The following is an 18,775-nucleotide window of genomic DNA, read 5'->3' as shown; positions in this document are numbered from 1 at the left end:
TAATATGGAAGAAAGCCAAACACACAATACATAATCTTGAAAGGATGTAGCACCATGAACAAAATATCAGCTCTAACTCTGACTGCAGCACTCAGCCTCTCCTTGACAGCAGCTTCTGTGACTGCAGCATCAGCTTCAGCCGATGCCGCTTCCGTCAAAGAACGGATTCAGGTAGCCGGGCAGGCTACGTATTACGGTGAAGTCAAGGAGGGTGTGCCCTCAGGGAGGGGGACGATCTCATGGGGGGCAAGCAAGCAGTATTCCGGTGATTTTATCAGCGGCAAGCGCGAAGGAACCGGCAAATACGTGAATGAATATGTTTCTGATGGAGAGAAGCATAAGATCGTATACACGGGAGCTTGGAAGCAGGACCAAATGAATGGCAAAGGCACGCTGACCCACAAAGTGACCATGCAGGACGGTGCCGTTAGATGGAACGAGATTCAAACGGGAACCTTTAAGAACGGAGTGCTTCAAGAAGGTTACGATGTCATTCATGCCGTGGCAGATCCCGATTACAGCTTCACCTACAAAAGCTCCCGCGAAACCTTGACTGTCATGGGCAGCAATACGAATATGAAGACAGATTGGAGAAAGGGAACCCTGTTCAGCGTAGATTACCTTAACGGCTCTGTCCACAAAGTCTACTCCATATTCCCCGGAGATACGAAAGCCGAGGAGCGTAAGAATCAAGACGCCTTAAAATATTTGCAGCCGATTCAGACGAAAATAAATCCTTATCTTGAGCAATTCGAGAAGCTGTCCAAACAGCTTCCACTGAAATAATCTATATAATCCCTTGTAAAAGCTGAGGCTGCGTGTATAGCGCAGTCTTATTTATTTTTTTCAAATTCTGACCTTATGCCAATTTTTAAACAAAATTTAACCAGAAAACAACTTAACCTGTGTTATGATGAGTACCGGCTGTTTGCGAACAGCTGAAGATTACCCTACAGGCAGGTGTACACTTATATGCTTCACTCTTATTTGTTCCCGATTTCGTATGCTTTTCTCGCATTCCCTTTTGTGGCAATGGCCTTCACACTCCCATTTCTGATCGTTCAATACCGTAAGCATGGTTATATTAACAAAGTGCGGGCGCTAGTACTTTATCTCTTTCTCTTATACTTGCTGAACGCTCTGTTCCTGGTTATACTGCCGCTGCCCTCCTCAAGGCATAACCCGCCGCTGGCCTCCGGCGCGCTGCAGCTCGTTCCGCTTAATTTTATTCATGATATTCTGAAGGAAACTTCCGTCAACTTCTCACAGCCGTCCAGCTATATTCACCTTCTGAAAGAGCGCGCTTTTCTTCAGGTTGTGTTCAACGTGCTGCTGACGGTTCCTTTCGGGATGGTGCTCCGCTACTATTTCCGCATCAACTGGCTGCGCGGACTGCTGCTCTCGTTCCTGCTGTCCCTGTTCTTCGAGGTGACACAGGTTACCGGCATTTATGGCCTGTATGACCATGCCTACCGTGTATTTGACGTTGACGATTTAATGACCAATACGCTTGGGGGAATCATAGGATATCTTGCAGCTGAATGGCTGGCCGGTCTGCTGCCCCGTATCGAGCAGCTCGATGCCAAGGTGGATATATCCGCCAAACGGGTTACTTATACCCGGCGGGCAATGGCTTTCATAGTGGACTCCATACTATGGCCTATCCTGCTGGGAATATGCATTATTCTCCAAATCCCTTTCTCCTTCTGGGTGGCAACTGGCCTGTATTTCATTCTGATGCCTTGGATCACTAACGGGGTTACTCCCGGAAAATGGCTGGTGCGCATCCGTCTCACCGACGGACAGGAGCGGATTAGCCTTGCATCCCTGATCGTCCGTTACGGTCTTCTATACTGGCTCTTCTTCGGAATGAATCGGCTGATGGTTGGCTCTCTGGGTGAAATCCCCGACATCGGAAGAGCCTTCTTGGGGCTGGTGGTGTTCGCCATGAACGCCTGGTTCTTCTTCCATGTTATCATCCGGGTAATCCGCAAGGATTCAGCCTTATTCTATGAGAAAATTAGTAAAACAAGCCACCAGATTATATGGCATGCCCCCTCTCCTTCCGCTAAAGAAGAACAAGGACCGTTATAGGCCCTTGTTCTTCTTTTTTTCCATTTTACACCAGCCATTATTTCGGTTTAATATGATAACTAAGCCCCCACCATCTTCTTAACAATATGAAAAAGGAGTGATCCCATGATTCTGAACCATCTCAATCTTACGGTCACGGATGTAACTGCTGCTAAGGACTTTCTGGTAAAGTATTTCGGGCTGCGCTGTCTGAATACACGCGGAAATGCGTTTGCTCTGTTGAACGATGACAACCAGATTATCCTTACCTTGATGAAAGGCTCAGAAGTTCACTATCCCGAAACATTTCATATCGGATTCACCCAGGAAAGCGAGGCCGTCGTAGATCAAATCAATCAGAGGCTGAAGGAAGACGGCTATGATGTTAATCCTCCAAAGCATGCTCACGGCTATACCTTTTATGTGAAGGCTCCAGGGGGATTTACGGTTGAAGTGGTGAGTTGAGCCGAATAAAAAGTTCTGAATCGGTCAAAAGTTCGAAAATCCCCTTGACCTTCACGTAGCGTTAAGGTGTACCCTTTAGTTGTCAGGAGGGAATTCAAGATGGAATACACGATACAGAAGCTTGGCCGGATGGCTGGCATTAGCACAAGGACGCTCCGTTACTATGATGAGATTGGCATTCTTAAGCCGGCAAGAATGAACTCATCTGGCTATCGGATCTACGGCCAGGCCGAAGTGGACAAATTACAGCACATTTTATTCTACAGGGAGCTTGGACTTAGTCTGGAACGGATTAATGAACTTGTGAACTCCGATTCCTTCGATGGAGTCAGCGCCCTGAAGGACCATCGCGAACAGCTCCTGGACAAGAAAAGGCAGCTCGACCTGCTCATCTCCAATGTGGAGAAGACCATCGCACTGCATGAAGGGAGAATTACCATGACCGATCAGGAAAAATTCGAAGGCTTCAAACAGAAGCTGATTGATGAAAATGAACTCAAGTACGGACAGGAAATCCGGGAGAAATACGGCGAGGATGCTATCGCCCGATCGAACGCCAAGCTGAAGAATATGAGCCAATCCGAGTACGAGGAAGTTACCCGTCTAACCGAAGAGCTGTATGCCACTTTGGCCGAAGCCTTCAAAACAGGGGACCCGGCAGGTGAACTGGCACAAAAAACAGCGGAGCTGCATAAGAAGTGGCTGACTCACTACTGGAGCAGTTACAGCAAGGAGGCACATGCTGGGCTTGCCCAAATGTATGTGGATGACGAGAGATTCAAAGCGCATTATGATGAGAAGGTGCCGGGAACGGCAGAATTTCTCCGGGATGCGATACTGATCTACACGGGAGTATCCAACCCGTAAGGTTATAAGGCTTTTAAGGGCAGCTTTCGGGAATAACAACCCACGGGCTGCCCTTAAGCCTTTTCACATGCATATCTCGTATGGTATATTGATCTGAGTCTTCAAGTCACCATAATTATCCAAGCAGTAAGTCCAGTTTAAATGACGGGGAACTGTACACGGAGGTCCATATGAAAGCAAGCAAGTTATTAGCATCATTTATTTTACTAATTTCAATTCCTATGTTCTTGGGTTCATCTGTGGATGCCCAGGCCGTTAAACCTCAGGATATAATGAAGAAAAAGTATCCTAAAGAAGTCATTACCGTAATAAAAACAGCGGACATCAATGCGGACAAGAAGAATGAATCTTTTGTGCTGACTAAATCGGGTAACTTCTACTACATGAATTCCAAAGGTGCTGTTGCTCTTATCAATACAGGAATAATAAGCGACGAGGAATACGGGGAGGACCCATCCATCCAAATCTACCCGGTATCCAAAAAAGAAAAACATGTTGCTGTGACCTACTCCTATTTCCCTTCAAATACCCAGCTGTATGTATACAGACTCCAGGGAGGAACACTGAAGAAGGTGCTGCAGCTGATGGGCGATCAGGGAGTTAAGATCGATTCCAAGGGAAGGGTACTTCAATATTGGAAAAAGTACCGGGAAGAAGGCGGATGGGACCCGGTGGAAGGAATTCTGACCTGGAATTCTAAGACGAATACATACAAGGGAACAGGTCAATATATTTTGCAAAAATAAAAAGAGCTCCTCTTAAGTGCTCTCCTTCAGATTAAATGAGACCCCCCGTCTTTTAGACAGGGGGTTTTGTTTTTTCATTGCCCGTACTGAGCATGGCGCAGACAGCTTTCCTTTACTTCAACAGCTTCTTCATTATTTTCAGAGCATATTTGGAGGAAGGATAACGGAAAGTGAAGTCAAAACGGGTAGTTTGCACGAGCACGCTCTTCTCATGCGAAAAGGTCTTGAAGCTCTCATAGCCGTGGTAGCTGCCCATACCGCTCTCCCCGACGCCGCCGAACGGCAAATAGGGGGTCGCGAGATGCATCAGCGTGTCGTTGATCGTGCCGCCGCCAAAAGATAGGGACTCTGTTACCTGCTGCTGGACAGAGCGGCTCTCGCTGAACAAGTACAGCGCTAGCGGCTTGGGATGGCTGCGGACTCCTTGGATAACCTGATCCAGGGAATCATACTCCATGACCGGGAATACCGGACCGAAGATTTCCTCTTTCATCATAGGCATATCCCAAGTTACCTGGTCAATGACGGTAGGTTCGATCTTGAGGAGCTCCTCATCCGAGCCGCCCCCCATAACAATCCGCCCATTCCCCGCGAAGGATACCAGCCTGTCGAAGTGCCTGCGGCTTACGATCCGGCCATAATCAGGATGCTGCAGGGGGCGTTCCCCGTAGAAACTATGCACGGCAATCTTCAGCTCGGATAACAATTCATCCTTGATGTCCTTATGAACCCACAAATAATCTGGGGCCACGCAGGTCTGGCCCGCATTGGTGAATTTACCGAAGGCAATCCGTCTGGCCGCAAGCTTCACATCCGCATCATGATGGACGATGCAAGGACTTTTCCCCCCAAGCTCCAGGGTGACCGGGGTAAGGTGCTTGGAAGCGGCCTCCATCACAATGCGTCCAACATTCACACTCCCGGTGAAGAAAATATAGTCAAATTTCTGTTCAAGCAGTGCGGTGCTTACCTCTACACCACCTTCTAGGACAACCACCTCATCTTCGCTAAACACCTCGCCCAGTATCCGCTTCAGCAGCGCCGACATGGCAGGCGCCAGCTCGGAGGGCTTTAGCACGACTGTATTCCCTGCCGCAACCGCTCCAACCAGCGGGGATACTGCCAATTGGAAGGGATAATTCCATGGGGCGATAATCAGCACGGTGCCATAAGGCTCAGGCACAATATAGCCTTTGGAGCCGACATGGGTGAGCGCTGTCTTGACCTTGCGCGGCTTCGCCCACCTGCGCAGGCGTCTGCGAATGTGTCTGATCTCCTCAAGCACAATCCCCAATTCGGTTGTGTAGGATTCCAGCTCAGACTTGTTCAGATCCTGCTGCAGCGCAGCCATAATATCGCGCTCATAAGACCTGAGCACCTCCGCAAGCCGCGCCAATCTTTCCAACCTCATGCTCACACTGCGGGTATTCCCGCCCTCCTGATAACGCCGCTGCCGCTGGAGATATGCTTCGATCTCTTGTCTGATAGGGCTAGAATCATTCATAGGCTCCTCCTCTTCTAGTAGCCATCCATCTATTTCAACTCATCCGCTAGAATTAATACGACCGGACAGTGGTCGCTTCCCAGGACGTGAGAATGAATCTCGGCGTCAGCCAGATTAGGCCCAAGCCTTGTGGAAGCAAGGAAGTAGTCGATCCGCCAGCCCACATTCCGCTCCCGAACCTTGGGCATATTGGACCACCAGCTGTAAGCCTCCTTCCGGTCCGGATAAAAGTGGCGGAAGGTGTCTATAAATCCGGCTTCCAGCAGCCGGGTCATCTTTTCCCGTTCCTCAGCTGTAAATCCCGAGTTGCCCTTATTCCCCTTGGCATTCTTGATATCAATCTCCTGGTGCGCCACATTCATATCCCCGCACACGATAACCGGCTTGCGTGCATCCAGCTTCTGCAGGTAAGACTTGAACCGGTCCTCCCATTCCAGACGATAATCCAGCCTGGACAGGTCCCGCTTGGCGTTTGGCGTATAGACATTAACCAGGTAGAATTCCTGGAACTCCAGGGTCAACACGCGCCCTTCCGGCTCATGATCCTCCTCCAGGCCATAGCGCACCGATAGCGGTTTGATCTTGCTGAATACCGCTGTCCCGGAGTAGCCTTTCTTCTCGGCATAGTTCCAATACTGCAGATACCTTCCTCCATGATCCAGATCGATCTGACCTTCCTGAAGCTTGATCTCCTGCACACAAAATATATCCGCATCCACCGCGTCGAAATAATCATTAAACCCTTTATTCACACAGGCTCTCAGCCCGTTCACATTCCAGGATACCAGCTTCACCTTATTCTTCCCCCTTACTGTAGGTAATTTAACCCAACTTCTATAAATTCAGATCCATCGTCTTTAGGAACAGCCTAAATTATACGATAGATAGAGAGCAAAGACTTATGAAATCTTTTAGAAACCTAGAATGAAAGAAGGTTGCAAGAATGAGATTTATTGTGAATCAGCAGCTTGCAACCATGAAAGAGGTTGAAGAGGCTGTGCAGATCTTGACCACTAAGACCGTGGAGCTTCAAGAGCTCTCCTCGCGCTTCCGGCTGTAGCGCATGTGAACGAGTTCCAGATCAGAATCCCCATTCGGACAGAAATAGATTTAAGCGCAAAAGACAAAGAACCTTCGATGCCATCCCAAGGGGTGGGAATATCGAAGGTTCTATTTATAAAATTAACTCTCTTACTTGTCTCCGTAGAACGTTTCCAGTTCACGAACAATCTTGTCCTGATCGTAGTCAACAACCTGCTGGTATTGAGGCTTCGACAAGAGAGCCGAGATTTCATCCGGGAACTGCTGCTTGATTTGGCATAGTCCAATGGCTTCATCAAATTTTGCCGGATGGGCGGTAGCAAGCGATATGGTAACTTCGCCGTCTCCGCTGCATTCTTGGTAAGCTGCAATCCCGCATGCCGTGTGCGGATCAAGCAAATAGTTATACTCGTTATAATATTTTCCGACATATTCAAGGCACTCCTCATTGGAAGCCCCGTAAGCCGAAAATTCAGACTGTACCCGCTTAAGAAGCTCAGGACTGATGTTGATTTGTCCCTCATTCTTCAGTTGAGCCATATATTCCGCGACCTTCCCGGCATCCTCATCCAGCAGGTAATAGAGATATCTCTCAAAGTTGCTGGCAACCTGAATATCCATGGAAGGACTGTACGTACTCTTAAAGTCCCCTGGCTTGTATTCACCAGTGCGCACAAAGCGCTCCAAAATATTATTTTCATTCGTCGCAATAATCAACTTATGAATAGGCAGTCCCATCTTCTTGGCCAGGAAGCCGGAGAATACGTTACCGAAGTTGCCGGATGGCACGCTGATGTTGATCTTCTTGGACTGCTGGTCCTCCAGATCCGTACGGAAGTAGGCATAGAAATAATATACGGTCTGGGCCAGAATACGCACGAAGTTAATCGAATTGATCGCCCGAAGATGATGCTTCGCCTTGAAGTCCAGATCCGAGAACAGGTCTTTAATCACTTTCTGGCAGTCATCAAAGTTTCCTTTGACTGAGAGGTTGAGCACATTGTCATCGTTCACCGTGGTCATCTGAAGCTCTTGAATCTTGCTGACCTTCTGATGAGGATAGAGAATGCAAATCTTAATCCCTTCCTTGCCTCGTACACCTTGGATCGCGGCCGCTCCGGTATCTCCAGAGGTAGCTCCGAGAATATGAATGATCTCCCCCTGCTTCTTGGAGACATAAGAATAGAATTCTCCCATAAATTGCAGCGCTACATCCTTGAAAGCAAAGGTAGGACCATGGAACAGCTCAAGAATGTACAGAGAGTCATTAATCTTTCTAACCGGTGCCACTTCCGGAGAACGGAAGCTCGCATAGCTGCGCCGTACCATATCCTTCAATTCCTCGGCAGGAATCTCATTATTAATGTAGTAAGAGAAAATGCGCAGGAACAGCTCTTCATAGCTCAGATTCCTCCACTCTTCCAAGGTGGAGGGGGAAATGACCGGGATTTCCCGGGGAATCATCAATCCGCCATCATCCGCAAGCCCCATGAGCACTGTATCGATAAAACCTTTGGGTTCTACTTGCCCCCGTGTACTAACATATTGCATACTCTTCCTCCAAAAGTGTATTTTGATTATGTCTATATTAACCTTTAAGAGTCCATCAACCAAGTACTATTTTTAATTTTATTCGTTTACATGCTTAAAGTTAAATCCCGGATTCAGAAATGTGCACTACCATGTTACAATGAATAAATTGGTTCAGTGAATCAAATATGTCATCATAAGGCAGGTATTATAGCTATGAAATCAACTACCCCGCTGCGGGCGTTTAATTTTTTGTATTTTGCGCTTCTGGCCATCTTTATCCCGTTTCTTCCGGTGTATCTCAGCGAACAAGGGCTGAATCCGGCCCAAATTGGATTCATCGTGGGAAGCGGCGGATTTATCACAATTATTGCCCAGCCCTTATGGGGGATGATCAGTGACCGCACCAAGACCATCCGTAAAGTGCTTCTGCTGCTGATAATATTTTCCACCTTACTGGGATATCTGCTTTATGCCTCGACAAACTACGGCATGCTGATTGTCTATGCCATGTTTCTCTATTTCTTTCTGATGCCGATCGATCCGTTAACCGAAAGCCTCAACTTCCGGGTCGGTGAAGCAGCTGGGGTCAGCTACGGTTCAATCCGTACTTATGGCGCTTTGGGTTATGGGGTTATGTCCCTTGCCGCGGGATATATTATGTCCTGGTACGGAGCCCATAGCCTTGCCTACCTGTTCGCCATCATCGGCGGTGTCAGCTTCCTGATCAGTCTGATTATGCCAGATGCCCCCGTTGCCGGGAAACCTGTTACACTGGAGAGCCTGAAGAAGTTTCTCGGGAACCGCGAAACTCTGTTGTTCCTGGTTCTCGTGTTCATCAGCTCTGTCCCGGCCCGGATGAACGATACGTTCCTCGGGGTCTACATCGGCCAGCTCGGCGGGAATTCCGAGCTCGTCGGCCAGGCCTGGTTCCTTGCTGCGGGCAGTGAAATTATCGTCTTCGCCCTCAGCTTCTGGTGGATGCGCAAGGGACACGAGCTGATGATCATTACTATTGCCAGCGCTTTCTATTTCCTGCGCTTCTTCATCTCAGCCTGGGTCACAGACCCGCATGCTCTGGTGTACATTCAACTACTGCAAATTCTCACCTTCCCTATATTCTACTCTGCCGCAATCCAGTACTTGTACCGGATTGCGCCGGTCGAATGGCGGGCTACCAGTCAGACGGTACTGGCTCTCCTGTTCTTCGGTGTATCGGGAATTATCGCCTCCTATGCTGGCGGAGCCCTGTATGAGGCCTTTGGCGGGCAGGCGCTGTTCTTAACAATCTCGGTCATGTCGCTCGCCGGCATGGTATTCGGGATTGTGCTGAACCGGATATATGGAAGGCGGAATATCCCCGCAGCCCAAGAATAGAAGTAGACATGTAGAGGCGGCACAGGTTGTGCCGCCTCTTGGTATTTTCAAAGATACTGTGTATGATCTAATGCCAAGTTATGCCCAGCACTCTAACTACAGATTAGCCGTTTAAACAGCACCTTCTCTCTGAAGCTGATCCAACTGGCCTGCTGCCACAAGACAAACACCTCCAAGATTCCTGTCCATATCTTATGACATGGGGTTGCATTTTCTTGGAGGTGTTTTATTAGTATTAGATTAAATCTTAAATCTACCGACCTCTTCCAGAAGACTGTCCGCGTTCTTCGTAAGCTCCCCGGACAGTTCAGAGATCTGGATAATCGCTCCCGACTGCTCATGAGTCGAGGAAGCTACTTCTTCCGTAGATGCCGCGCTTTGTTCCGCCACGGCCGCAACCGTCGAGATGACATCGGAAATATTGGTGGCATTGGCACTCAGCGCAGCTTCCGCTGCAGACACCTCATGAATCTGGACCACAATATTCTCTACAGATTCCTTAATTTTATCAAACGAGGCTTTCGTATCGCTTACCGCAGACTCCTGGTATTCTACGACTTGTTTGGCCTTTGCCATCTTATCCACACTTTGCAGGGTGGCCTGCTGAATCTCCTTAATCAGCACAATAATATTGTCACTTGATGCGGCCGACTGCTCAGCCAGCTTGCGGACCTCCCCGGCTACGACAGCAAATCCTCTGCCGTGCTCCCCAGCCCGGGCCGCTTCAATAGCGGCATTCAGAGCAAGCAGATTAGTCTGTGTGGCAAGGTTATGAATGACTCCGACAATCTCTTCAATCCGGTGTGATTTATCTGCCAGCAGCTGAATGGATTCCCCCACATCCTTCGTGGTCAGCTTGCTCTCACCCGAGAGCTGTACTTGGTTCACAATGGTCTTAAAGCCATCGCTCACCGCTTGGTTCACTTGATCGATCATCTGGACAGAGCGTTCGACGTTCTGTGAAATGCGCTGAACTGACTGGGTCATCTCAGTGACCATCTCTGCTCCCGTAAAGACCGACTCTGCCTGGTCTGTTGCTCCCTTGGCCAGTTCTTCCACTGCCGTCGAGATCTGTTCCGCGATCTTGCCGCTGTCAGACGCATGATGATGCATATTCTTGGATGTAGTGTCTATCGTGGTGGCTGAATCCGCCACCTTCTGAATAAGATGACGTAAATTCTCCGCCATGGTATTAAAGGAGTGCCCTAGCTCGGCAATCTCATCCTTCCCGTTAACGGATACTTTCACCGTCAGATCCCCTTCAGACATCTTCTGTGAGGTTGCTTTAAGGCGTGCCAAAGGCTTAATAATCTGCATGGAGAGAAAGAACGCCAAAGCTATCACAACCACAAGCGCAGCCACGTTAATCCAAATAAACTGTGTGCGGATTCGAGTCAGCTGCTCATAAGCCAGATCTTTGGAGATGGACGCCGCCACCACCCACCCGGAGCTCGGAATTTTTTTATACACAAGGATCTGGGTTTCATTCGTGTGGGTATACTCCGCTTGGCCTGAAGGCTTGGATATCATATCGCCTACCACAGATTTCAGGTCAGCGTTGTTCTTGAGATTCGTATTGAGCAGCTTCTTGTCCGGATGAGCCAGGACAGTTCCATTCTTATCCACCAAGAATGCAAAGCCCATCCCATCCAAGTTCACCTTGCTCACAATCGACGTAATATCGGACAGCAGAATATCCAGTCCGATTACTCCTTGAAGCTGACCGTTTTGATTTTTGAAGGGATAACTGATGGAAATGGTATAGCTTTTCGTTCCCATATCAAGGTAAGGATCCGTAACTACGAGCTTGCCAGTCTCTTTGGCCTGCTTGTACCACGGTCTCTTCCGGGGATCAAAATTCTGCGGTGCATTTCCCGAATCAATAAACTTTCCATCCTCATATCCAACATAAATACTCGTGACACTCCGGGCGATGTCATCATTTTTATGCGCCTGCAGATAAGCGGGGGTCAGTTGGTCCTCAGACACAGCGTCTTGCAGGAGTGTTCCCAAAGTTTTGACGACCTTAATATTCCCTTGAATCCAGCCATTCAGATCACTAGTTACTGTATTGGCTGTTCCTAGCATTTTGCTCTCGACCCTTTGGGTAGCCTGCTGCTCCAGATTCTTAAAACTTAAATAGCTGGTAGGCGCAATCGTGATTAGGGCAACTAAGATAAACATGGTAATCAGCTTAAATTTCACAGACATGGCAGCACCTCGAATATTATTTTTTTTGCCTACTAAGTGGATTGAATTAAAGATATTGCTGCTGATATAACATGATCGAGAATATGTCCCTGCAAATCTTTAATTTGTTACACCTTGTATTATGATTTAATTAGTTATATCGACAAAAAAAGACAGGATTTTATATTAATTGCCGAAAATGTTTTAACACAGATTTTACCAGGCAATCCTAAGTCCACTTGTTTCTGAGCATCACAAAAACCCTCCAGCCCACTATGGCTGAAGGGTTCAATCCTACTTATTGATAGAATATATTAATAAACATTCACCATTGCTGCTGCCGTCTTGCCACCATAAGTGGCCGTGATTACGGCCACCCCACGCTTCAGTCCTGTGATGTTGCCTTGCGCATCAATGGACAGCACGTCCGGGTTATCGGATTTGTACGTGCTGAATTTGGTTACCTTAACAAGAGCTCCTTCCGGTCCATTTACTGTAACTACAATATTAAAGGTGTCTCCCACATTAATGCTGTACTCTTCATCTTCAAACCTTAAGCCATCCCCAGGCAGATTCGGGTCGGTGCCAGGATTATCCGGATCGGCAGGAGTGGTCCACGACAACTTGACCAAACGATTTTTATCCGCGACCGCTACAACCTCTCTATTCGCAAGAGATTCTGCCACAGTTACACTTCCCCTGAAATGTCGGTCTGATAAATTCCGGTTGTTGCTCCAAAAAATATCCATGCGGATTCTCATCAAGCCATTGTATACTGCCGCTTCCCACTTTCTTACTCCATTCCGTATTTCCTACTCCATCTGTCTTAAGCAAATTGAATTGTTCGGCACCCCGACTGGCTATAAGATATCCTCCACTCCAAGTTCCCTTGCTCATCCATGCGGCCTAAAACGGCGTGCTCAAATTCATTGTATGAGTTACGCTGACCCAAGCCCCCAAATGAAAACTTACTCTGTTCAATTTGAGATACACCTGTAATTTCGCTGACTACCCCATCCAGCTTCTTCTCCCACTGGGTCACAGGCTCCTGGACTCCCGCAGAACTAGGTGGTAAAGCCGACTGAATCCCAGATTGTGCATCTCTCTCCGCTGCCGAGGCTTGCCCCGACCATGAGCCCGCAACCAGCATCACCGCAGTCATACTGCTGAACAGACCTTTTTTTCAGCTAATCCCTTTTATTTTTTATACACTCCTCCTAAAATTTGGTTCACCCATGTATAAAAAAAACAGCAAGTCAAGATGCGCACTGAGCACTTCAGTCTTGACCTGCTGTAGATATTTAGTTGGCCTATATGGTTAAATGCCGCTAGTACACACTCACTTCCGCAGCAACGCTCTGCCCTTCATAGCTCGCCCGGATCACGGTCTTTCCCCGCTTCACGCCTGTAATGTTCCCTTCGTTGTCAATTGTGAGCACCTTCGGATTATCTGATTGGAACTTGCTGAGCTTGGTTACTGGCACACGCCTTCCATTGCCGGATCTGGAGGAGAGTACGACCGTATCAAAGGTATCCCCGCTGCTGATGCTGTATTCCTCGGAGTCGAATTGAAGCTTGTCCGCCACCTTCGGCTGCAGCTTGGGCAGATTTCGATCAGACTTAAGTGAAGTGAAACTGCCTAAAGACAGTTTCTCCAAACGGTTTAAGGAACGGACTGCAACCATAGCCGTCCCGGCGGTCTTGTACAAGCCGGTTACTTTACGTATATTTGACGTCCCTTGGACTTCACCTTGATGGTTGAATTTAACGATTCCTTCAGAGGTACCAAGCAAGTAACCTCCATCTTGTGACAGTTCAAGAGACAAGATTGCTTTGGCCTTAAACGGTTGGCTCCACTCTTCGCCGCCTGCCCGCCCAAGCTTTACCAGCCGACCTTCTCCTGTTCTGCTTACGAGTGCCGCGATACCTCCCCCATCCTTGGATGCGATCACCCTGCCGCTTGAAGCTCCCTTGAAATTTTTGCTCCACACCATCTTCCCCGCTGAATCCAGTTTCCATACCGAGCATCTGCCGTTCTGGCTTCCTCCAACTAGAAAGCTCCCACCCGCAGAAGGATAGATAGACTCTGCGGTCACCCCTTCAGGGTCTGAGCCACTTGAAGAAATCACCTTGGTCCAGACGGACTCTCCCTTTTTGTTCAACCTTCCAATATAGGCATCCTGAGACTGACCATTTTGGGACGAGACGGCAGTGTAAACCATACCCCCATCTGATACAGGAGCAACAGAATAAACGTACCCAAAGCCTCCCGTCTCAACAACCTTTTTCCACTTCACAGCTCCGCTGTTATCCAGCTTAGTAAAATAAAGATCGGCATAATATTGACTTCTCCCTGGCTGGGAACCGCCGAGAAAATAAGCCCCCTGCACATCAGACTGTACGCTTGTAAATTGAATCTGCTTGTCATCCTCGGAAATTTCAACATCCTTGGACCAAATAATGTCCCCTTCTTTATTCGCCAGCGCGATATAACCATGTTTCTCGGAAGTAATCCCGCCAAGGGTGTACTGGACATTTCTAGTCAACTGAACATCGGTAATTCGTATACCCGGCCCAAGCCCGGCGGCCTCGAAGATGTTATGCCGTTCCCCTTCTGCTGAAGCCGTTCCTGCAGCCACAACCGCCACCAACAGGCAAATCATGAATTTGCCGGTTAACCTGCCGCCCCATAGGCGCTGCCTGCTCAACCCATATTCCCCCTTAATTCGTTCATGACAACATCTTGAAGGTGGTCTGGCAGCTTATTCAAGCTATTTATTACTAACCTTTTTCTATAAAAAGTACCGTTCGTTCGATATGTTTTCATAATAGCTGAAAAAGCAGCAGTCCACCTAAGCAGCCATACTTTAACAAAACCAGTGTGGACAAAGAGGTGGACAATCAAATATTCTATGTATTTGTCTTGGGTGCAGTAAAAATTCACACAAAGGCCTATCTTCTTAGACCAGACTTAGACGACTCCATTTTCTCACTTAAAATATCCCGGAAGCTCCGATGGTTGTCGTTCTCGCTCTCTTTTTTCTGTATATTAACATTTTGAGTTCTGAAGGGCTGATAGTGCTGATAAGCCATCGCCTGATGAACGGTCAAATTCGAATTCATATGTTCTCCTCCTAATACCACAGCATGCTAACAGCACATGCGAAATTTAGCCCTTTAGTTACCGGGTACGGGTCATTCAATCTTCGTTACGGGTCATCCAATTTTCGTGCGGTGACCCAATCTTCGATAATAACAATACCCGAATCCAATATAACGTAAACACTTTTTCGCAATTTAAGGAGGAAAGGGCCATGAATTTCAGCACAAATCACGACCTGCGGGGTAGGATATATGAAGAAAGGTCTACATAAGGCTTTCTTCTATTTGGGACAGTAATCAGACGATGTCCCTTGTCAACCAGGGACCAGAGACACCGTAAAATTCAGGACATTAGTCAGGTGTGCAGGCCTTCACTATGCTCCAAGTCACTATGCTCCAAGCCTCATCTCAAGCCAACCCTACGAGTTAAAACAACCTTTTATAGTTACTAATCACTTTCCTGCACATGAAAAAGAACATGGACCCGCAAAGGTCCATGCTCTTTAAATAAATATCGTTATCTGATCCGGTTCGCCGATCCAGCTACCAGATCATTTACTCCGTTACGATCCCATGCACCAGCACAGGCGCTTCCGCATGATCCGCAATACGGATGTTCTCATAAATCATTTCAATCACATCGTCCACCTGCTCGCGATTGGCATGGATGGTCACCAGAGACTCTCCAGCTTTCACCTGATCCCCGATCTTCTTGTTGAGCATCAGACCCACGGCCAGATCGATTTCCGATTCCTTGGTAGCGCGTCCTGCCCCAAGCAGCATCGCAGCTGTACCGATCTCGTCGGCCACAATCTCGGCCACTACCCCATCGGTCTTGGCTGGAACTTCAATCAGATATGCGGCCTGCGGAAGTTTCTCTGGATGATCCACAATCGAAGCGTCGCCGCCCTGATTCGCGATGAACTCTTTGAACTTCTCAAGCGCCTTGCCGTTCTTGATCACTTCCCGAAGCTTCTCTTCCGCTTCTTCCAGAGATGCCGCCTTGCCTGCCAGGAAGACCATCTGGCGTCCAAGGGCCAGACACAGCTCCTCAAGATCCTTAGGACCATGACCCTTGAGGGTATCAATGGCTTCCTTGACCTCAAGCGCATTCCCGATAGCCAAGCCCAGAGGCTGGCTCATATCTGAGATCACCGCCATCGTTCTGCGGCCTACATTGTTGCCGATGCTGACCATGGCATGCGCAAGTGCTCTGGCATCTTCGGCTGTTTTCATAAATGCGCCAGCCCCAGTCTTCACGTCAAGCACAATCGCGTCTGAACCAGCCGCGATCTTCTTACTCATGATCGAGCTGGCGATCAGCGCGATGGAGTCTACCGTTGCTGTCACATCCCGCAGCGCGTACAATTTCTTGTCGGCAGGAGTGATGTTCCCGGTCTGCCCGATGACCGCAATCTTGTGATTGTTCACAAGGTCCGTGAATTCCTCCTTGGTAATCTCCACGTGGAAGCCTTCAATGGCTTCCAGCTTGTCAATCGTACCGCCGGTATGGCCCAGTCCGCGGCCGGACATCTTCGCCACCGGAATGTCCAGGGCGGCAACGAGGGGCGCAAGCACGAGCGTAGTGGTATCTCCGACACCGCCAGTTGAGTGCTTATCCACCTTCACGCCTTCAATTGCGGACAAGTCGATGGTCTCTCCGGAGTTCACCATCGCCATGGTCAGATCGGCGCGTTCGCGTTCTGTCATGTCCTTGAAGAAGATCGCCATGGCAAGCGCGCTTACCTGATAATCAGGAATATCCCCTTTGGTATAGCCTTCGATAATGAAGTTGATTTCTTCTGTTGATAATTCCTTACCGTCGCGCTTCTTCTCAATAAGATCCACCATTCTCATACTTACACTCTCCTCACATTTCTTTTGTTGTAATGCCGACCTGCATAAACCTCTCCGCTGAGATCAGTTCATTCCAAAGTTCACTTATTTGCCTACAAAGTAATCGCTGTATCCAGAGCAACCTCTAACATTTCGTTAAATGTGGTCTGACGCTCTTCCGCTGTAGTTTCTTCCCCTGTAAGAAGATGGTCGCTCACAGTCAGAATGGTCAGTGCGTTAACACCGAACTTCGCAGCCAGGGTGTAGAGGGCTGTCGTCTCCATCTCAACCGCCAGAACTCCGTAATCCATCAGCTTCTGGGTGATGGATTTGTCATCACGATAGAAGATATCCGAACTGAAAATATTGCCGACATGCAGCTTCAATCCTTTCTCCACCGCACGGTCATAAGCTGCTTTAAGCAGCGGGAAACTTGCCACAGGAGCAAAATCATATCCGCCGAACAAGTTGCGGTTCATGCTGGAGTCCGTAGAAGATGCTTGCGCAAGAATGACATCACGCACGCGGATGTTCTGCTGCATTGCTCCGCAGGTTCCCACGCGGATCAGGTTCTTCACACCATATTCACTAATTAGCTCATTCACATAGATACTGATGGACGGAACGCCCATTCCAGAACCCTGTACCGATATTCTTTTTCCTTTGTACGTACCGGTAAATCCAAGCATTCCCCGTACCTGGTTGTAACAAGTTGCATCTTCAAGGTAAGTCTCTGCAATATATTTGGCCCGGAGCGGGTCACCTGGCAATAGAATCGTCTCGGCGATATCGCCTTTTTTCGCATTAATATGAACGCTCATGTGTGAATCCTCCCATTATTTATAATTATTTCAAATCCGCCAGAAAGCTTGTTCCGTACTCCGGCATCTTCACACCGAAGTTCTCCGCAACCGTTGCACCGATATCGGCAAACGTCTTACGAAGCGGCAGTTCCTTGCCTTCAGCAAATTTCGGCGAGTAGACCAAGAGCGGCACATATTCACGGGTATGGTCTGTCCCGCGGTAAGTCGGGTCATTCCCGTGGTCGGCTGTAATAATCAGCAGGTCTTCATCCGTCAGCTTGGCAAAAACCTCAGGCAGACGCGCATCGTACTCTTCCAGAGCTTTGGCGTAGCCTTCCGGATCACGGCGGTGTCCGAACAGGGCATCGAAGTCAACCAGGTTCAGGAAGCTGATCCCGGTGAACTTCTCGTCCAGCACCTGAACAAGTTTGTCCATCCCGTCCATATTGGACACAGTACGGATCGACTTAGTTACCCCTTCACCGTCGTAAATATCCGAGATTTTGCCAAGTGCGATCACATCCAGTCCCGCATCCTTAAGCTCATTCATCGTAGTCCGGCCAAACGGCTTAAGCGCGTAATCATGACGATTCGCAGTCCGGGTGAATTTACCTGGTTCGCCCACGAACGGCCGTGCGATAATACGTCCAAGCATATATGGATCATCCAGCGTAATCTCACGGCAGAATTCGCAAATTTCATACAGTTCCTTCAGAGGCACAATATCTTCATGAGCGGCAATCTGCAGAACGGAATCCGCAGAAGTATATACGATCAAAGCGCCCGTCTTCACATGCTCTTCCCCGAGCTCTGCGATGATCTCGGTTCCGCTGGCCGGCTTGTTACCGATGACCTTGCGGCCGGTCTTCTCTTCGATGCGCTGAATAAGCTCATCCGGAAAGCCGTTCTCAAATACACGGAACGGGGTGTCGATGTAGAGGCCCATGATCTCCCAGTGTCCTGTCATCGTATCTTTGCCTTTGGAAGCTTCCTGCATCTTGGTGTAATAGGCCATCGGCTTGTCCGCCTTCGGAACTCCCTTGACCTCCTTGATGTTGGACAGACCCAGCTTAGCCATGTTCGGCATGTTAAGCCCTCCGGTCGCCTCGGCGATGTGCCCGAATGTGTCCACATCGAAATCATCGAACTGGGCGGCATCCGGCGCTTCTCCAATCCCGACAGAGTCCATCACGACTACATGAATTCTTTTAAAATCTGCCATGTTCAGCATCTCCCTTACA

Annotated in this window: 17 protein-coding genes; 6 read left to right on the top strand and 11 right to left on the bottom strand. The window is 48.6% G+C overall.

Annotated features, from left to right (window positions below):
- Positions 1-54 precede the first annotated feature (54 nt).
- The 5 genes from BN6628_RS05345 (at position 55) to BN6628_RS05325 (ending at position 4,151) form a co-directional block, all read left to right on the top strand.
- Positions 55-786, top strand: coding sequence for an MORN repeat-containing protein (locus BN6628_RS05345; protein ID WP_068615310.1), 732 nt, complete (start codon positions 55-57; stop codon positions 784-786).
- A gap of 186 nt (positions 787-972) precedes the next feature.
- Complete coding sequence (locus tag BN6628_RS05340; RefSeq protein ID WP_068615309.1) at positions 973-2,094, top strand: VanZ family protein; 1,122 nt, start codon at positions 973-975, stop codon at positions 2,092-2,094.
- A 105-nt stretch (positions 2,095-2,199) separates the two neighbouring features.
- A complete protein-coding gene (locus tag BN6628_RS05335; protein ID WP_068615307.1) occupies positions 2,200-2,538 on the top strand; it encodes a VOC family protein in 339 nt (112 codons plus the stop codon).
- A gap of 99 nt (positions 2,539-2,637) precedes the next feature.
- Positions 2,638-3,405, top strand: coding sequence for a MerR family transcriptional regulator (locus BN6628_RS05330; RefSeq protein WP_068615305.1), 768 nt, complete (start codon positions 2,638-2,640; stop codon positions 3,403-3,405).
- Positions 3,406-3,575: 170 nt separating this feature from the next.
- On the top strand, positions 3,576-4,151 hold the full coding sequence (locus tag BN6628_RS05325) for a hypothetical protein (protein WP_068615303.1): 576 nt from the start codon (positions 3,576-3,578) through the stop codon (positions 4,149-4,151).
- Between the two features lie 112 nt (positions 4,152-4,263).
- Here BN6628_RS05325 and BN6628_RS05320 read toward each other — a convergent pair whose 3' ends face one another.
- The 3 genes from BN6628_RS05320 to thrC form a co-directional block, all read right to left on the bottom strand.
- Entirely contained in the window at positions 4,264-5,655 is a 1,392-nt protein-coding gene (locus BN6628_RS05320; RefSeq protein ID WP_068615301.1) for an aldehyde dehydrogenase, read from the bottom strand.
- Between the two features lie 29 nt (positions 5,656-5,684).
- Positions 5,685-6,449 (bottom strand): exodeoxyribonuclease III, encoded by a 765-nt coding sequence (locus BN6628_RS05315; RefSeq protein WP_068615299.1) that lies wholly within the window; start codon positions 6,447-6,449, stop codon positions 5,685-5,687.
- Between the two features lie 397 nt (positions 6,450-6,846).
- On the bottom strand, positions 6,847-8,247 hold the full coding sequence (thrC, locus tag BN6628_RS05310; protein WP_068615297.1) for a threonine synthase: 1,401 nt from the start codon (positions 8,245-8,247) through the stop codon (positions 6,847-6,849).
- Positions 8,248-8,442: 195 nt separating this feature from the next.
- Between thrC and BN6628_RS05305 the strand changes: the two genes are divergently transcribed.
- Complete coding sequence (locus BN6628_RS05305) at positions 8,443-9,603, top strand: MFS transporter (protein WP_068615294.1); 1,161 nt, start codon at positions 8,443-8,445, stop codon at positions 9,601-9,603.
- Between the two features lie 240 nt (positions 9,604-9,843).
- Here the strand turns inward: BN6628_RS05305 and BN6628_RS05300 are convergent, their stop codons facing one another.
- The 8 genes from BN6628_RS05300 to deoB form a co-directional block, all read right to left on the bottom strand.
- Positions 9,844-11,814: a methyl-accepting chemotaxis protein gene (locus BN6628_RS05300; protein ID WP_068615291.1), complete on the bottom strand. Its 1,971-nt coding sequence runs from the start codon at positions 11,812-11,814 to the stop codon at positions 9,844-9,846.
- A 293-nt stretch (positions 11,815-12,107) separates the two neighbouring features.
- Positions 12,108-12,479: an Ig-like domain-containing protein gene (locus tag BN6628_RS05295; RefSeq protein ID WP_068615288.1), complete on the bottom strand. Its 372-nt coding sequence runs from the start codon at positions 12,477-12,479 to the stop codon at positions 12,108-12,110.
- A 140-nt stretch (positions 12,480-12,619) separates the two neighbouring features.
- Positions 12,620-12,946 (bottom strand): hypothetical protein, encoded by a 327-nt coding sequence (locus BN6628_RS05290; protein ID WP_148449260.1) that lies wholly within the window; start codon positions 12,944-12,946, stop codon positions 12,620-12,622.
- A 175-nt stretch (positions 12,947-13,121) separates the two neighbouring features.
- Positions 13,122-14,501 carry a PQQ-binding-like beta-propeller repeat protein gene (locus tag BN6628_RS05285; protein ID WP_068615282.1) on the bottom strand — a complete coding sequence of 460 codons (1,380 nt, stop codon included), beginning with the start codon at positions 14,499-14,501 and terminating at the stop codon, positions 13,122-13,124.
- A 244-nt stretch (positions 14,502-14,745) separates the two neighbouring features.
- The gene (locus BN6628_RS26045; RefSeq protein WP_157692460.1) at positions 14,746-14,916 is read right to left on the bottom strand and encodes a hypothetical protein; all 171 of its coding nucleotides are present in this window, start codon (positions 14,914-14,916) and stop codon (positions 14,746-14,748) included.
- Positions 14,917-15,450: 534 nt separating this feature from the next.
- Positions 15,451-16,752, bottom strand: coding sequence for a pyrimidine-nucleoside phosphorylase (locus BN6628_RS05275; RefSeq protein WP_068615275.1), 1,302 nt, complete (start codon positions 16,750-16,752; stop codon positions 15,451-15,453).
- 92 nt (positions 16,753-16,844) lie between these two features.
- Positions 16,845-17,552 (bottom strand): purine-nucleoside phosphorylase, encoded by a 708-nt coding sequence (gene deoD, locus BN6628_RS05270; protein ID WP_068615272.1) that lies wholly within the window; start codon positions 17,550-17,552, stop codon positions 16,845-16,847.
- Positions 17,553-17,577: 25 nt separating this feature from the next.
- Positions 17,578-18,756: a phosphopentomutase gene (gene deoB / locus BN6628_RS05265; protein WP_068615269.1), complete on the bottom strand. Its 1,179-nt coding sequence runs from the start codon at positions 18,754-18,756 to the stop codon at positions 17,578-17,580.
- Positions 18,757-18,775: the final 19 nt, after the last annotated feature.

Source organism: Paenibacillus tuaregi, assembly GCF_900086655.1.
GTDB classification, from domain to species: domain Bacteria; phylum Bacillota; class Bacilli; order Paenibacillales; family Paenibacillaceae; genus Fontibacillus; species Fontibacillus tuaregi.
Note: the sequence above shows the minus strand (reverse complement) of the source record. Positions and strands in the feature narration are given on the sequence as shown.

What these genes read in the sequence shown, in the direction of transcription:
- BN6628_RS05345 (WP_068615310.1), top strand. Translation starts at nt 55, where the DNA reads ATGAACAAAATATCAGCTCTAACTCTGACTGCAGCACTCAGCCTCTCC.
- BN6628_RS05340 (WP_068615309.1), top strand. Translation starts at nt 973, where the DNA reads ATGCTTCACTCTTATTTGTTCCCGATTTCGTATGCTTTTCTCGCATTC.
- BN6628_RS05335 (WP_068615307.1), top strand. Translation starts at nt 2,200, where the DNA reads ATGATTCTGAACCATCTCAATCTTACGGTCACGGATGTAACTGCTGCT.
- BN6628_RS05330 (WP_068615305.1), top strand. Translation starts at nt 2,638, where the DNA reads ATGGAATACACGATACAGAAGCTTGGCCGGATGGCTGGCATTAGCACA.
- BN6628_RS05325 (WP_068615303.1), top strand. Translation starts at nt 3,576, where the DNA reads ATGAAAGCAAGCAAGTTATTAGCATCATTTATTTTACTAATTTCAATT.
- BN6628_RS05320 (WP_068615301.1), bottom strand. Translation starts at nt 5,655, where the DNA reads ATGAATGATTCTAGCCCTATCAGACAAGAGATCGAAGCATATCTCCAG.
- thrC (WP_068615297.1), bottom strand. Translation starts at nt 8,247, where the DNA reads ATGCAATATGTTAGTACACGGGGGCAAGTAGAACCCAAAGGTTTTATC.
- BN6628_RS05305 (WP_068615294.1), top strand. Translation starts at nt 8,443, where the DNA reads ATGAAATCAACTACCCCGCTGCGGGCGTTTAATTTTTTGTATTTTGCG.
- BN6628_RS05300 (WP_068615291.1), bottom strand. Translation starts at nt 11,814, where the DNA reads ATGTCTGTGAAATTTAAGCTGATTACCATGTTTATCTTAGTTGCCCTA.
- BN6628_RS26045 (WP_157692460.1), bottom strand. Translation starts at nt 14,916, where the DNA reads ATGAATTCGAATTTGACCGTTCATCAGGCGATGGCTTATCAGCACTAT.
- BN6628_RS05275 (WP_068615275.1), bottom strand. Translation starts at nt 16,752, where the DNA reads ATGAGAATGGTGGATCTTATTGAGAAGAAGCGCGACGGTAAGGAATTA.
- deoD (WP_068615272.1), bottom strand. Translation starts at nt 17,552, where the DNA reads ATGAGCGTTCATATTAATGCGAAAAAAGGCGATATCGCCGAGACGATT.
- deoB (WP_068615269.1), bottom strand. Translation starts at nt 18,756, where the DNA reads ATGGCAGATTTTAAAAGAATTCATGTAGTCGTGATGGACTCTGTCGGG.